General features: G+C 59.9%; 11 protein-coding genes and 1 pseudogene. 5 read left to right on the top strand and 7 right to left on the bottom strand.

Annotated elements, in window-relative coordinates; genetic code table 11:
- Positions 1 to 59 precede the first annotated feature (59 nt).
- A complete protein-coding gene (locus ACQRAX_RS04400) occupies positions 60 to 851 on the top strand; it encodes an alpha/beta fold hydrolase (protein WP_412039260.1) in 792 nt (263 codons plus the stop codon).
- Between the two features lie 152 nt (positions 852 to 1,003).
- The gene (locus tag ACQRAX_RS04405) at positions 1,004 to 1,228 is read left to right on the top strand and encodes a DUF4287 domain-containing protein (protein WP_412039259.1); all 225 of its coding nucleotides are present in this window, start codon (positions 1,004 to 1,006) and stop codon (positions 1,226 to 1,228) included.
- Positions 1,229 to 1,392: 164 nt separating this feature from the next.
- Here the strand turns inward: ACQRAX_RS04405 and ACQRAX_RS04410 are convergent, their stop codons facing one another.
- Positions 1,393 to 1,818 (bottom strand): DUF2628 domain-containing protein, encoded by a 426-nt coding sequence (locus ACQRAX_RS04410; RefSeq protein ID WP_412039258.1) that lies wholly within the window; start codon positions 1,816 to 1,818, stop codon positions 1,393 to 1,395.
- A gap of 242 nt (positions 1,819 to 2,060) precedes the next feature.
- Between ACQRAX_RS04410 and ACQRAX_RS04415 the strand changes: the two are divergent.
- A pseudogene (locus ACQRAX_RS04415) lies at positions 2,061 to 2,279 on the top strand (VOC family protein); the annotation flags it as partial.
- Here the strand turns inward: ACQRAX_RS04415 and ACQRAX_RS04420 are convergent.
- From ACQRAX_RS04420 to ACQRAX_RS04435, 4 genes are all read right to left on the bottom strand, one after another.
- On the bottom strand, positions 2,276 to 3,340 hold the full coding sequence (locus ACQRAX_RS04420) for a lipocalin-like domain-containing protein (RefSeq protein WP_412039257.1): 1,065 nt from the start codon (positions 3,338 to 3,340) through the stop codon (positions 2,276 to 2,278). The pseudogene ACQRAX_RS04415 and the gene ACQRAX_RS04420 sit on opposite strands and share 4 nt — an antisense overlap.
- Positions 3,330 to 5,792 carry an ABC transporter permease gene (locus tag ACQRAX_RS04425; RefSeq protein WP_412039256.1) on the bottom strand — a complete coding sequence of 821 codons (2,463 nt, stop codon included), beginning with the start codon at positions 5,790 to 5,792 and terminating at the stop codon, positions 3,330 to 3,332. Before ACQRAX_RS04425 ends, ACQRAX_RS04420 begins: the two co-directional genes overlap by 11 nt.
- Positions 5,792 to 6,457, bottom strand: coding sequence for an ABC transporter ATP-binding protein (locus ACQRAX_RS04430; protein ID WP_412039255.1), 666 nt, complete (start codon positions 6,455 to 6,457; stop codon positions 5,792 to 5,794). The genes ACQRAX_RS04425 and ACQRAX_RS04430 overlap by 1 nt, the downstream gene beginning before the upstream one ends.
- Before the next feature lie 153 nt (positions 6,458 to 6,610).
- On the bottom strand, positions 6,611 to 6,919 hold the full coding sequence (locus ACQRAX_RS04435; RefSeq protein ID WP_427867726.1) for a metallothionein: 309 nt from the start codon (positions 6,917 to 6,919) through the stop codon (positions 6,611 to 6,613).
- Between the two features lie 35 nt (positions 6,920 to 6,954).
- On the opposite strand from ACQRAX_RS04435, the gene ACQRAX_RS04440 reads away from it, so the two are divergent.
- The gene (locus ACQRAX_RS04440; RefSeq protein ID WP_412039253.1) at positions 6,955 to 7,569 is read left to right on the top strand and encodes a Yip1 family protein; all 615 of its coding nucleotides are present in this window, start codon (positions 6,955 to 6,957) and stop codon (positions 7,567 to 7,569) included.
- 71 nt (positions 7,570 to 7,640) lie between these two features.
- Here the strand turns inward: ACQRAX_RS04440 and ACQRAX_RS04445 are convergent, their stop codons facing one another.
- Entirely contained in the window at positions 7,641 to 8,348 is a 708-nt protein-coding gene (locus tag ACQRAX_RS04445; RefSeq protein WP_412039252.1) for a TraX family protein, read from the bottom strand.
- Positions 8,349 to 8,520: 172 nt separating this feature from the next.
- On the opposite strand from ACQRAX_RS04445, the gene ACQRAX_RS04450 reads away from it, so the two are divergent.
- Positions 8,521 to 10,419: a diguanylate cyclase domain-containing protein gene (locus ACQRAX_RS04450; protein ID WP_412039251.1), complete on the top strand. Its 1,899-nt coding sequence runs from the start codon at positions 8,521 to 8,523 to the stop codon at positions 10,417 to 10,419.
- 12 nt (positions 10,420 to 10,431) lie between these two features.
- Here the strand turns inward: ACQRAX_RS04450 and ACQRAX_RS04455 are convergent, their stop codons facing one another.
- Positions 10,432 to 12,891 carry a fused MFS/spermidine synthase gene (locus tag ACQRAX_RS04455; RefSeq protein WP_412039379.1) on the bottom strand — a complete coding sequence of 820 codons (2,460 nt, stop codon included), beginning with the start codon at positions 12,889 to 12,891 and terminating at the stop codon, positions 10,432 to 10,434.
- Positions 12,892 to 13,049 lie beyond the last annotated feature (158 nt).

The following is a 13,049-nucleotide window of genomic DNA, read 5'->3' on the forward strand; positions in this document are numbered from 1 at the left end:
CAGGCCGGTGCCATTCTTCAGGTAGGATTGACTGCGTTCAAGGCAAAGGAATTGGCCCCATGCAACCTATTTCAATCGAACAACACTGGATCGATACCCCGCACGGACAACTGTTCGCTCAATCCTGGAGCCCGCACGTTCAACACGGTGCGCCGATTGTGTTGTTGCACGATTCGCTGGGTTGCGTGGCCTTGTGGCGTGAGTTTCCGGAACAATTGGCCCAGGCGTGTGGACGCCGGGTGATAGCCTATGATCGCTTGGGTTTCGGGCGCTCTGCGCCCTTCCCCGGCACCCTGTCCGCCGATTTTGTCGAAAACGAAGCGCTAGGAGGGTTTCAAGCCCTGCGCGAGCAACTCGACTTCAACCCGTTCGTGGTGTTCGGCCACAGCGTGGGGGGTGGAATGGCGGTGGGCTGCGCCGTAGCCTACCCACAGGCCTGCCAGCAGGTGATCACCGAATCGGCGCAGGCGTTCGTCGAAGACCGCACGTTGGCCGGCATTCGCGATGCCGAGCGGCAGTTTGCTGAACCTGGGCAAATGGCCCGGCTGCAGAAGTATCACGGTGAAAAAGCCCATTGGGTACTGCGGGCCTGGGTCGACAGCTGGCTGTCTGAAACCTTCAGTCAATGGCGCCTGGATGCGCAACTGTCGCGGGTACGCTGCCCTACCCTGGCGGTGCATGGTGATCGCGACGAGTTCGGCTCTGCGCTTCACCCTCAACGTATCGCTGCGCTGACCGCCGGCGCGGCGAGCCTGCACATACTGCTTGATTGCGGGCATGTCCCGCACCGGGAGTACCCGGATACCATATTGGCTGCAGTCAGCGCCTTTCTTGCCCAGCCAAACGTTTGAAACAACCTGCCACTGCCCTGTAAGCGCGGGCTGATGCGTCACGTTATCTATACTGGTTGCGCCTACGAAACGCCGAGTGCTTTATTGTCATCCCTGACGCGCTTTGTGGGCGATGCCCTACCATTGCCGTCACGAGAAAAGGAGTTTGCATCATGAGCGAAGACGCAAAAGTACAAGGCCCGGCCTCCTACTTCCCGTCCATTGAAAAAAAGTACGGTCAGCCCATCACCTACTGGCTAAATTTGCTTCAGACAGTAAACGGCAAAAAGCATATGGAAATGGTCAACTTGCTGAAAGCCGAACATGGATTGGGCCATGGCCATGCAAACGCGCTAGTGGCGTATTATTTAGACACCGCGAAAATAGTGCCGAACTGACATTGTTCATCTGGCGTGTTCGGGAAGCGCCCGGAACCACCGGCGGTTCAAGAGCCCTCGATAGCACAAGTCATTGCAGATTTACGCGGGGCGTTTCTATAGAGATGCGCCTTCCTCGAAGGCGCATTGGTTCAGGACTGCTCACCTGAGCCTTTGGGTGATGCTTACCAGCGCATGCCTTTAAACGGGTTCCACCCTTGCTCACCCTTTTGTTCCTTCAGGTAATAAGCGTAGTTAGTGGTCATCGCGTATAAGAGATTGATCGCAAAACCCACGCCAAAGTCGAGATGCTTGGCAAAGCTGATATTGACATACGAATACAAAATTTCCAGGGCAACGTTGATCGCAACAATAATCGCTATCAGCGTCAGGTTTTTCTTCCACAGCCCCAGCACAAACAGATAGATCGGCCCAAAGAAGAATGCAATGAAGTTTAGGTTGATGGTTGCTTTCTGTTTGAACGCCAGCGACTTAAGTGCAGCTCTGTAACCCGGTTCGCTGGGGGCACCGTAAGCGTCAAAAAATGCAAAACGCTTCTGCCATTTTTCGCTGTACTTGCTCGGTTCTTGCACCTGATCTGTAGTGCTCATTCAATTAGTCCTTATGATCCATGAACGGTGTGTTGCTTCCTGATGTCCTTGATGTTTCGCGGAATCTTGCAAGCTGTCAGGCATGTCACCTGGCCAGCAAAGCAGGCTATGGAAAGCAGTTTTTCAAGAAAGTTCCCGCCTTGAGAAAAATTTTCAGAGACTCAGTCCAGCCGCCCCCAACTGCCCGCAACCTACGCCTGACGAAGCCTCGGTATTGTGGCCAATGTAATTACGTAGTATCTGGGCGTGGGATGAATCTTTCAATTCGCTGTTCTGACGCCACGGCGCTTGCAAGCGCTATTGAAAGAGCTGGCTACGAATTACGCCGGCCGGTTGAGGAATGCTGGTACCGCGACCATGACTGCTTTCACGGCGAGCGCAATTTTTTGCTGCTTGATCCCGACGGCTATTTGTTACGGTTCACCCAGAGTTTAGGTTTGAAAACAGTAGAGCCCAGTTAATATCCGGTCATTTCCAGGTAGCCGATGCCCGCTGTACTGCCCTGCAAACGCACCGGCCCTTCCCAATAAGCAAAGCGGGTGTTCATCCAGGCGTTGGGCTCCAGCGCTTCAACCTGCACATCCACGCCATATGCCGGCACCTGTACCCGCCATCGCGTCGGCACCTTGGGGCCCGGTGGCTGGCGGGTCCAGGCCAGTGGCTCAAGCTGGATCTGTTCACTCTGCAATGCCTGGGCCTGGCCCGTGGCACTGATCCAGGTGCCCGCCCGATAAGGCAACCCTTGGGTCTCGCGCACCTGAAACAACATCAGCTTGGCGCCACTGTCCAGGTGCAGGGAAAACCAGTCCCAACCCGACTGGCCAGCCGCCAACGGCTGGCTGCTCCATTCGCGGTCCAGCCAGGCCTGGCCGGTTACCGCAATGCATTGACCGTTGCGTTCAACCTCACCGCTGACGCGATAAAATGGTTGGCTGTAGTAGTAAGACGCTTGGCCTTTGCCGGATTTTTCGCTGTAACCCTGAATGCCATGCAGCACCACTGGCCGATCACTGACCAGATTCAAGTCATAGCGAAAGCCCGGATCGCTGGCGCGCATACGCAATTGGCCGATGCTATCGCTGCCCTGCAGCGACCAGGCGTTGATCCAGGCCCGGAACGGCTGAGCTTCAACGCCCGCCTGGCCGATGCCCCCGCGTGCCAGGGTCTCGCTGGATTGATGACCGCCTGGGCCAGTCAGCGCGGCGTGACCCAGCCACAGGTTCGGGCTACGCCAGTCAGCCGTTTCCGTACCGGGTCGCAGCGCTGAGCGGAACAACGTCCACTGCACACCCCAGTCGCGCCCTTGGCTGTCCTTGAGATTGGCGGTGACGTACCACCACTCGATGCGAAAGCCATCATGGGCACCGTGGTCGCGGGGAAACACCAGCACCCGGTTGCGCGTCACCTGTTTGAAAGCAGCGCCATCCTGCCCCAGCCCGGCAAAGCTTGTCGCCGCCGGTTCAGGTTGATCACACCCGCACAACAGCAGGATCAGCATCAACGCACAGGCTTCAGGCTTCATCGGCAAATTGCCTCAACAGTTCGCTTGGCTGGCGCCGCGCCAATTGCCACAACGGCCAGGCACTGGCCAGCAGGCTGGTGAGCACACCCAGCACCGCCAGTTGCAGCAGTTGCAGAGGAAACAGGTGCGGCGGCAATCGCCAGCCAAATGCCTGCACGTTGACCACGGCGACCAGGCACCAAGCGAGCCCGATGCCCAGGGGAATCGCCAGCACTACGGTAAGACTGCTCAGCATTAAGGTCTGGCCAAGCGCTAGCCACACCAGTTGCGTGCGCCCAACACCCAGGGCCCAGAGTGGCGCCAGTTGTCCCAACCGACTCTGCGCCAGTGTCAGTAGGCTGATGAACAAAGCGACACCCGCAACCCCCAAGGTCAGGCTATTGAGGGCAGCGGTGGCGGCAAAGGTTCGACTGAAGACCTCGGTTGACCACTGCTTCAAGCTCGACTGCTCGACAACTCGGCTGTCATCAAGGGCAAAGCGTTGCAGCAGTTGGGCTTTCAGCGCCGTAGTTGCTTCGGGCGCCAGGCTGATGCTCAGCCCCGTGAGGTTCGCCTGCGGCCAATGCCGGCGCAGCCAATCGGCATTGGCCAGCAGATGCCCCTTGGGGTTGCCATAGTCAGCATAGATGCCCACCACGGTCATCGCGGTTAGCGACACATTAGGCAATTGCAGGCTATCGCCGAGCTTGAGATGCAAGCGTCGGGCAAGCTGTTCACTGAGCATGATTGCGCGGCCGCTGGCCACTTGTTCCCAGGCGTCTGCACGGCGCTCCAGTAACGGCCAATGGCTACGGTAAGCCGGATGATCGATGATGCCCTGGATCTGTACCGGCCAATCGTTCAAGCGTGTCTCAATGCGCCAGTTGGGTAAAACCGCAGTGACGGGCGCGTGCCGGGCAAGCCAATCGCGTACCTGCAAGCCTTGCCGAGTATCCCGCGGGCTGACATACAGGTCGGCTGACAGGCGCTGGTCGAGCCAGCCGGTAAAAGTCTTGCGAAAGCCTTCGGTCATACTGCCCACGCCGACACTGGCCGCCAGCGCGAGCAGCAAGGCCATCAGTGCCAAGCTCAGTGCCGGTAACTGTTGGCGGCTGTCGGCGATGAACCATTGCGTCAGTGGTCGATGGCAGTAGCGTGTCAAGATCAGCAGAGCGCCATCGAGCAAGGCAGGCAACAGCAACGCTGCCGCCAGCAGCAAGGCGGCGAGCAACAGCAAGACGCTGGTCAGGCTGTTGCCCAACTGCCAATAGCTGATCGCCACCAGCAGTAAAACTCCTGCCACCATTGCCTGACGCTTCAACCACGGCCCTTGAGCGATTCTCCACGCCTGCGGTTGTGCCAGTGCCAGCAGCGGTAAACGCGCCGCACGCAGCACACTGCCGACACCTGCCAACACAGCACCCAACACGCTCATCGCGCCGCCCGCCAACCACCACCAGGCCGGTAGACTCAGTTGCCCGGCGACCTGCGCACCGTACAGGCCTCGTAGGCTGGCAGCGACATCGGGCAGAAGCAGCACAGCCAAGGCATAACCACTGGCAACCCCGGCCAAACCGCCCACTAGCGCAAACACGCCCAGCTCCAGCGCAAGGCTGACCAACACCGTACTCAAGCTGATGCCACAGGCCCGCAAGGTTCGAATCAGGCCGCGGCGCTGCTCGAGGGCCAGGCCGATGGCAGCATGAACGATAAACAGCCCGACAACGAACGCCAACAGCCCGAGGGCCGTCAGGTTGAGGTGAAAGCTGTCGGTAAGGCGCTGCAAGCCGCCATCATCACTGGGCGGTTGCACTTTAAGCCGGTTCGCAAATTCGGCAGGCAAGGGCCCCGGTGTCGCTGTCAGCAATAATCGCGACAGCTGCCCCGGCGCCTGCAACAGCGCTTGGGCATAGCCGATATCCACGACAATGACCCCCGGTGCCAACTGCGGTTTGAGCACGAACGGCGGTAGCACCTGGCCATCGCTGCTGACCGCTTGTTCACCCACGTTCTTGCCCAATCGCTGCAGTGTGTCCGGGCCAATCCAGGCTTGTCCCGGCACGCCGATGAACGCCTGCAGATCGAAGCTTTGCACCTGGGTACCGGCAACAACCATGGCTGTTGGCAGGCTTAGCGGCTCAATGCCGATCAGGCGTACCGTCAGTGGCTGCTCTGCAGCAAAACGCAGGCGTCCCTCCAAGATTGGGGTGACGGGCCAGCCACGCTGACGCAGCTGCACGTACAGCGACTGCTCGAAGCGCTCTGCCTCAGCACCAACCAGTTGCGCCTGTGCCGCCCCCGCCAACACTGCGCTGGCACGGGCGTAGTCACTGCGCGCCTGGCTATTTAGCGCCTGCACGCCCGTCCATAGCGCCGTGGCCAACCACAAACCGGTGACAATGCTGAAAAACTGCAAGCGATGCCGTTGCCAATGACTGAGCAACGCCTGCAAAGCGATCAGCAAGGGGCTCATCAACCCTTCTCGCCCTGCACGCGCCCGGCATGCAGGAAACACCGATGTTGCAGTTGGGCTGCCAAACGCGAGCTATGGGTCACCAGCAGCACACTGCTACCAGCCTCCCTGACCAATTGCAGCATCAGCGCCAGCACCTGGTCGCCACTGGCCTCGTCGAGGCTGCCGGTAGGTTCGTCGGCCAACACCAGCGGCGGTCGCCCAGCCAGCGCCCGGCCAATGGCAACCCGCTGCTGTTGGCCACCGGACAGTTGCTCGGGATAGCGCTGCAACACTGGCGTCAGCCCCAGGCGTTCGGTCAAGTACTCCTGCCACTGCGGATCATGCCGGCCGGCCAGCCTGGCCTGAAACCCCAGGTTGGCGGCAACATCCAGGCTGCTGATCAGGTTGTACTGTTGAAACACCAGACCAACGCCTTCCCGGCGCCAGCGCGCCAAGGCCGCCTCCGAGCGGCCATCGAGGGGTGCATCGTCGATGAGGATGTGTCCACTGTCAGCTCGATCAAGCCCGGCGACCAAATGCAGCAAGGTGCTTTTACCGCTGCCCGACTCCCCCATCAGGGCCAGGCTGCTGCCTCGTGCCAGGTGCAAGTCAACGCCCTGCAACACCGGCAAAGTGCCTTGGGCAGTGGTGAACGATTTGCACAGCTGTTCGATGACCAGCATTAACGGCTATTCCTTCGGTACCTGTTCAGCACTAGGAATAGCAGCGTTCGCAGACTTTGGCCTGGCAGCCTGACCGCGACCCTTGGCGGGTATGTTGAATCAACCGCAAAGGGCTAAGGCCGGCGGCCTTTCAACAGGGCGCTGCCCAATGGCTTAACCTTTGGCCGAAGAGCCTCTGTTAGCACAGCCGCAGCCACTGGCCGTACAGGGTTTGCCATTGGGATGGTGGTCGGCGCAGGCCTGGCAGCAGTAGCTTTTGCCGTCTCGCACAACCGGATTGGCGCCCACTTTGCAATTGCAATCCGGGCAGGCACAGGTTTGTTCGTTCATGCCGGTAACTCCTTTTAGTGAAGTAGGGAACACTCCTTTGTGAGCCAATCCAGCGTCGGATGGTTCAAAGCAGTTTCTGGCCGTTGGGAAGAAAGATGAAACCCTGGCACCACCCTGGCCTCCATAGATCATCAAGGGCGCATTACGCCCATGATCCGGAGGCTGATATGACAAGTCACCTGATGAAACTCTTTACCCAGCCGAACAATGCCTGGCTGGATATTCGCCACGACGAAGAACAACACCCTCGGCATTACTTCATCCATTTGCTGCTGATGGGGCTGATCCCGCCGGTGTGTCTATTTATTGGCATGACGGCGGTTGGATGGAGTTTGGCCGAGAACGAAACGGTGCGTCTGAGCAGTGCCAGCGCCTTGGAGTTGAGCGTATTGCTGTATCTGACCATCATCATCGGTGTGTGGATAATGGGCGGCTTCATTCGCTGGATGTCGCGGACCTTCGACGCGCGTCCAGGTTTGAACCAGTGCGTCGGCTTTGCCGCCTATAGCGCTACGCCCTATTTCGTTGCCGGTATCGCCGGGCTGTATCCGGACCGCTGGCTGGCGATCATCGTGCTACTGGCCGCCTCGGCCTATGCCACCTTCCTATTGTTCGCCGGTCTGCCAACCTTCCTGCGCTTGCGCAAGGAACAGGGCATGCTGTACTCGGCCAGCGTCTGGGGTGTCGGTTTGCTGGTGCTGGTGACCATCCTGGTGTCGATGATCCTGATCTGGTCGAACCTGTTGGCGCCTGAATACCTGCGCCCTGCCGGCATTGGCTGACTGACTGGCATTGTGGGGCAACGACCTTGCCCTGATTGTGTAGGCGCTGGCCTTGCCGGCAAGGCCAGCGCCTACAGGCTCAACAGTTTGATCAGCAACAGGTGCAGCGGATAAAACAGATAACCCCAGCGCCCTACCCGCCAGACACGCCACGCGTAATGCCCCCGCAACACCCCCATCCCCAGCGGCGCTGCAACCACGGCCGCTGCCGCGGTCATTAGGGTAATCGGCTCAAAGACATTGGTCCGCAACCAATGGTTGGTCAAATTGGCCAGCGCCGCCACAAAGCCTGGCACCAGCCACGTGCCCCTACCGCCGTGAAGTGCCAGCAAAAATGCCGAAGGTAGCAACACCCCGGGCCAGCCATACATCAGTACATCCGACGCCAACAGCGCTACCAGCAGCGTGCCCAAGGCAACCCAGCGCATCGCACGAAGGTGATGGTGAACACCCCACGCGACCAATAGCCCCAGGGTCAGGGTGGGTAAGATGTTCAAGGTCCCGGTGCCGACATCCAGCACGTGATAAGGCCACTCAGACAACACTGAGAAGGCCAGCATCCAGCCCAGGTAACGACCATTGGCCGCAGTAAACATCTGCCCTGGCGCTGAGCGCGCCACATTGGCAGCAATTGCCAGGCAGAACAGTGGAAACGCCAGACGACCGATGATGAACAGCCACTCAGCCGTCGGCCAGATAAAGCGCAGGTGATCAGCAACCATGGTGGCCATCGCCAGCCACTTAAGAAGATCCAGACCTGCAGAGCGCGCTGGACTCATGAATATCCTTTCAATACAGAGGTAGTCAGCCCACAGCGTAAACGAAAAGGCCGACAACCACCTGGGCTCGGCTGTACGCATCGACGGACCTGACACCTTCCCTTGCGCCCCTCTGGTTGACTAGACTCCTGGGCTGAAGGCTCCGGCTGTCGACTTCACGGAAACTGCGCGCATGACCCTCCGCAAAAAACTGCTTTGGCTATTCGTACCGCCCCTTACCCTGACGTTGGGCCTGGTCTATGTGCTGTCGCAAACGATGATGCTTGAGCGCCTTGATCGAGAGGACGAACTATTGCTGGTCAATGAAGCCAAACGCTTGCGGGCGTTGATGAGCAACAGTATCGGTTTCGACCTGGACCGTTTGCAGCGCCTCGCTCAGCAAATGAGCCCCGAACATCCAACCCAGGCCGTAGAACCGGCGACACTCGAACAACTGAACTTCGACTTTTTACTGCAGCTCGATGCCACTGGCACCCTACAGCTGGACCAGTGGCGGCCTATCGACCTGGCCTCTCGACCGCTGCTGCTAACCAGCGAGCGCGTCGATCTGACCCATTTGCGCAGCAGCATCCACCAACGAGCAGCACAATTAAGTAAAAACAACGCGGCGCAAACCTCTCAGGTTGAACTGGTGGTGCTTGAGGGTGTACCGCTGATTCTGGCAAGCGTCACCTCAGCACAGCACCCTGCTCAGCCCAGCCGCACCCTGGTTGCAGGCCACTTGCTCGACGCCAGCCGCCTTAACGCCTTGCAAACCGAACTCAAAGGTAACCTGCGTGTGGTCCCGGCCAGCCAGTACAGCGCCAGTGAAACTGCCCTCAATCGCCCTCGTGCCGAGGATCAAGAGCAGATTTCCCTCAGTAGCCGGCACTTGCCGGATGAGCGCCATCAGCAAATTGCCTTGTTATTCAGTCACAGTCCCGATGAGCAGCAACTGGTGCTGGAGCTTACTCGCGAGCGGCGCCTCTATAACGAAGGCCGCAAGGCAATCAACCTGTTCCTGGTGGTCTCGACAGCCGTGGTACTGCTGGCATGGCTGCTGATTTACCTTGGCCTGGAGTTCCTGTTGTTGCGCCGAGTCTCGCGCATGCACGATGAGTTCGCCAGGATCGGCCCGGATGTCAGCTCGCGATTGAGCGACAGCGGCGCGGATGAACTGGGCTACCTCGCCCAGGAAGCCAACCAGACCCTTGAGCGTCTCGAACAGAGTGAAGCACGGGACCGGGCGATCCTTGAGGCGATTGAAGAAGGCTATTTCGAGCTGAATATCAAGGGCGAGATTGTCTCGGTGAATCGCGCCTTTTGTCAGCTGCTGGGCTATGAATCGCAATCGCCTGTAGGTATTCGCGTGCAGACGTTGCTCGATGAAGACGCCAATCAGCGCTTCCTGACCCTGATCAACAGCATCGACGGCAACAGTTCCCAGGTGATGTCGGGGCGCTTGCGCCGCGTCGATGGCAGCCTCTGCCACTATGAAACACGCTTGTCGACCATCCTTGATGCCCAGGGCAGGATCCGTGGATACCGCGGCATCCTCCATGATGTCAGCCGCCATGTGGAGTACCAGAGCCAACTGCTGGATATCGCCTACCGCGATGCCCTGACCGGCCTGGGTAACCGCAAGGCCTTCTACGAGCATCTGCAACAGCGGATCAACGAAGCGCCCGCCGCGTTGGCACTGCTGTTCATTGACCTGGATCGTTTCAAGCAGGTCAACGACAGTTTTGGCCATGATGTCGGTGATGCCTTGCTGGTACAGATGGCGCAACGGCTACGCAGCGCTGTGCGCAAACCCGATCAGGCCTATCGCCTGGGCGGTGACGAATTCACCTTGATTCTCAGCGCCGACGCCGCCGGCGCCCAAGGGCTGGCGCAACGCCTGCTGGCCAAGCTGGGGCAACCGGTAACGCTGGATTCGCTGCAGATCGACTTCGTAACCCCGAGTATCGGCATTGCCGTGTACCCGCAACACGCCCAGGATATTGACAGCCTGATCAAAGCGGCTGACCAAGCCATGTACCAGGCCAAGCGTGGAAGAAACGAAGCGGTATTGTTCAGCGCTGCATACTGAGCCGCGTGCGGCTCATTGGCCGCCACCGATGAACCAGCGAAAGTAAGGGTTGCCGGCCTCGGTACGCATCAATTGGCGGACCTCTCTTATCCATGCTTGGCGATCGCCGTTATAGGCAAGGAGGGTCAGCGCATAAAAACGCTCGAGCACTTGCCATTGATCTTCAACCGCGCCCTGTAACACCGCGTCGGCGTTGATCAGCGGCGGTGCCGTGCGCAGCGCAAGCAGTTGCGGCAATACCCGGGTTATCTCTCCAGAACGCACCCAGGGCGCGTACTCGATGCGCGGGTGGTCATCGGTGACCGCCTCGGCATTGGCGGCAAAACGCTCAAGGCCTTGACGGTCGGTCACCCAGGTGGCGAGCAAAGCACTGACCGAATCGACTCCGACTTCAGCCAACGCTTGGCGCACCTGAGGTTGCGCAAAGCGCTGGCTGATACGTGCTGCATCCAGCTCCAGCGGGGCCTGCGAGCCAATCAGGAGCATTTCGTGAAACTCGGTGGTCCACAACGAGGCGTGGGGAAAGGCGTTGAGGAAGCTGCGCACCAGCGCGCGACTGTCGTCAACATTCTGGGTCGGCAACGGCAACCATTGGGCGACAATGCCATCCTCCTCCAACCGCGACGCCGCCAATTGGTAAAAGTCCTGCGAGTACAGGTTGACCACCCCGGCAGCTGAAGGCGGAGGCGGTTCCAAGGTGATCAAGTCATAGCGCTCGGCACTGCGCAGCAGTTCTCGACGGCCGTCACGAAGACGAATATCCAGGCGCGGATCATTGATGGCATTGAAGTTACCACTGAACAGCGGTGCTGCCTCCAGGACCTCAGGCAGCAGTTCGGCGACTACCGGACGCTCCAATCCCTGATAGCGCAACATGGCGCCTGCGGTAATCCCGGTGCCAAAGCCGATGACCATGGCCGAGCGCGGTTCCTGGCGGTGAATCAACAGCGGTAGCAGCGCCTGCAGGCGCATGTAGCGCAGCGACGGCATGGCATCACCGGTGTTGGACACGCCTTGAATATAGAGGCGGTTGAAGGTGCGGTTCTGACGCTGCTGGGCGACCACGGCAACGGTGCCGCCGCGACCCTCTTCATAGAAGGTGAGTTGTCCGTTGCGAGCGCCTGGCAACAGTTCGGCCAAGCGCTGCGGCGGTGTCAGCACGCCAATCACCACGCTGCTCAAGGTTACCCCGAGAATCACCAGGCGCATCCCTCGCGCCACTCCCTTGCCACGCCAGGCGGCTACGCAACCCACGGCGGCCGCCAGCAGCGCCAGCGCCATCAAGGTTCGTACCAGGCCAACACCGGGCACCAGCACAAAACCGGTGAGCATCACTCCAATAATGCCGCCCACGGTATTGAGTGCAACCACTGCACCGACATCACGGCCCACTTGCTGGCTGTCGACACTCAGGCGCAGTGCCAACGGGAACGCCGCACCCAGCACCGTGGTCGGCAGGAACACCACCGCCAGCGCCGCCGTGGCAAAGCGTGCGCACATGCCGGCCAGCTCATTCCCGGTCAGCTGCAGCACCAGCGCCTCGACTTGAGTCTGAGCAATGATCAGCCAGCGACCGAGCCCGGCAATCTGTACCAGTGCCAGCAACCCCGCCAGCGCGATCAGTAAGCCAAACAACCCCCAAGGGTCGCGAATCCGGTCAGCACGACGGGCATACAGCGCACTGCCTAGCACCAGGCCAGCCAGGTACGTGGCCAGCACCACGGAAAAGGCGAAGGTACGGGTGCTCATGAACTGGACAATTGACTGCGTCCACACCACTTCATAACCCAACGCGACACCACCGGCCACGCAGTACAAAGCAATGGCCAGTCGCGCCGCCGGTGAACGCGGCCCGGTTGCAACGTGAAGGTTTACCGGCGTGTGCTCATCGCGGCGGCGGGCAATCCAGGCGCCAGCGGCGGCCAGCAAATTGAGCGACGCCGCCACCAGTGCACTACCGCTGACGCCCACTTGCGGCAGCAGCACAAAGGCCGCCAGCAGCGTGCCGACGATGGCCCCGGCCGTGTTAGCGGCATAGAGACGACCTCCCGCCTCGGCCAATTGGCCTTGTGCGGGAGTCAGGACACGGACCAGCACTGGCAGGGTACCGCCCATGAGGAACGCCGGTGTACCCACCAGAAACATAGGTAGCAACCAGGCAAGCAAGCCGACATGACTTTCCAGGCGCGCGAATAGCCCGGCGCAATTGGCCAGCGCCAGAGTACTCGATACCCCGAGTATCGCTACGGCCAGTTCCAGGCTGGCATACAGCCTGACCGGACGGCGTAAACGATCTGCCCAGCGGCCAAATACCAGGCCGCCCAAAGCCAAACCGGCAAAAAAAGCACTGATACCGGCGGTGATGGCATACACCTCCACCCCCACTACCAGAGAAAGTTGTTTGACCCACAGCACCTGATACACCAGCGCCGCTGCACCAGACACACACAACAGCAAGGCCGGAACCCGCATATGCAGGGGCAGCGGTTGACCGGCCAGATCCGCAACCGAAGGTTGGACGTCAGAGGGGCTGATAGCTGAAGGCATCAATTGACCTTATCGGCGCCAGCATCGCGGCCGAAAAACAAAGTAAAAAAGAAAGCGCCCGTCAGTGACGGGCGCTGGCATTG

The organism is Pseudomonas sp. UM16 (assembly GCF_050312595.1).
Taxonomy (GTDB): domain Bacteria; phylum Pseudomonadota; class Gammaproteobacteria; order Pseudomonadales; family Pseudomonadaceae; genus Aquipseudomonas.

What these genes read in the sequence shown, in the direction of transcription:
- ACQRAX_RS04440 (WP_412039253.1), top strand. Translation starts at nt 6,955, where the DNA reads ATGACAAGTCACCTGATGAAACTCTTTACCCAGCCGAACAATGCCTGG.
- ACQRAX_RS04420 (WP_412039257.1), bottom strand. Translation starts at nt 3,340, where the DNA reads ATGAAGCCTGAAGCCTGTGCGTTGATGCTGATCCTGCTGTTGTGCGGG.
- ACQRAX_RS04430 (WP_412039255.1), bottom strand. Translation starts at nt 6,457, where the DNA reads ATGCTGGTCATCGAACAGCTGTGCAAATCGTTCACCACTGCCCAAGGC.
- ACQRAX_RS04450 (WP_412039251.1), top strand. Translation starts at nt 8,521, where the DNA reads ATGACCCTCCGCAAAAAACTGCTTTGGCTATTCGTACCGCCCCTTACC.
- ACQRAX_RS04425 (WP_412039256.1), bottom strand. Translation starts at nt 5,792, where the DNA reads ATGAGCCCCTTGCTGATCGCTTTGCAGGCGTTGCTCAGTCATTGGCAA.
- ACQRAX_RS04400 (WP_412039260.1), top strand. Translation starts at nt 60, where the DNA reads ATGCAACCTATTTCAATCGAACAACACTGGATCGATACCCCGCACGGA.
- ACQRAX_RS04445 (WP_412039252.1), bottom strand. Translation starts at nt 8,348, where the DNA reads ATGAGTCCAGCGCGCTCTGCAGGTCTGGATCTTCTTAAGTGGCTGGCG.
- ACQRAX_RS04455 (WP_412039379.1), bottom strand. Translation starts at nt 12,891, where the DNA reads ATGCGGGTTCCGGCCTTGCTGTTGTGTGTGTCTGGTGCAGCGGCGCTG.
- ACQRAX_RS04410 (WP_412039258.1), bottom strand. Translation starts at nt 1,818, where the DNA reads ATGAGCACTACAGATCAGGTGCAAGAACCGAGCAAGTACAGCGAAAAA.
- ACQRAX_RS04405 (WP_412039259.1), top strand. Translation starts at nt 1,004, where the DNA reads ATGAGCGAAGACGCAAAAGTACAAGGCCCGGCCTCCTACTTCCCGTCC.
- ACQRAX_RS04435 (WP_427867726.1), bottom strand. Translation starts at nt 6,919, where the DNA reads ATGATCTATGGAGGCCAGGGTGGTGCCAGGGTTTCATCTTTCTTCCCA.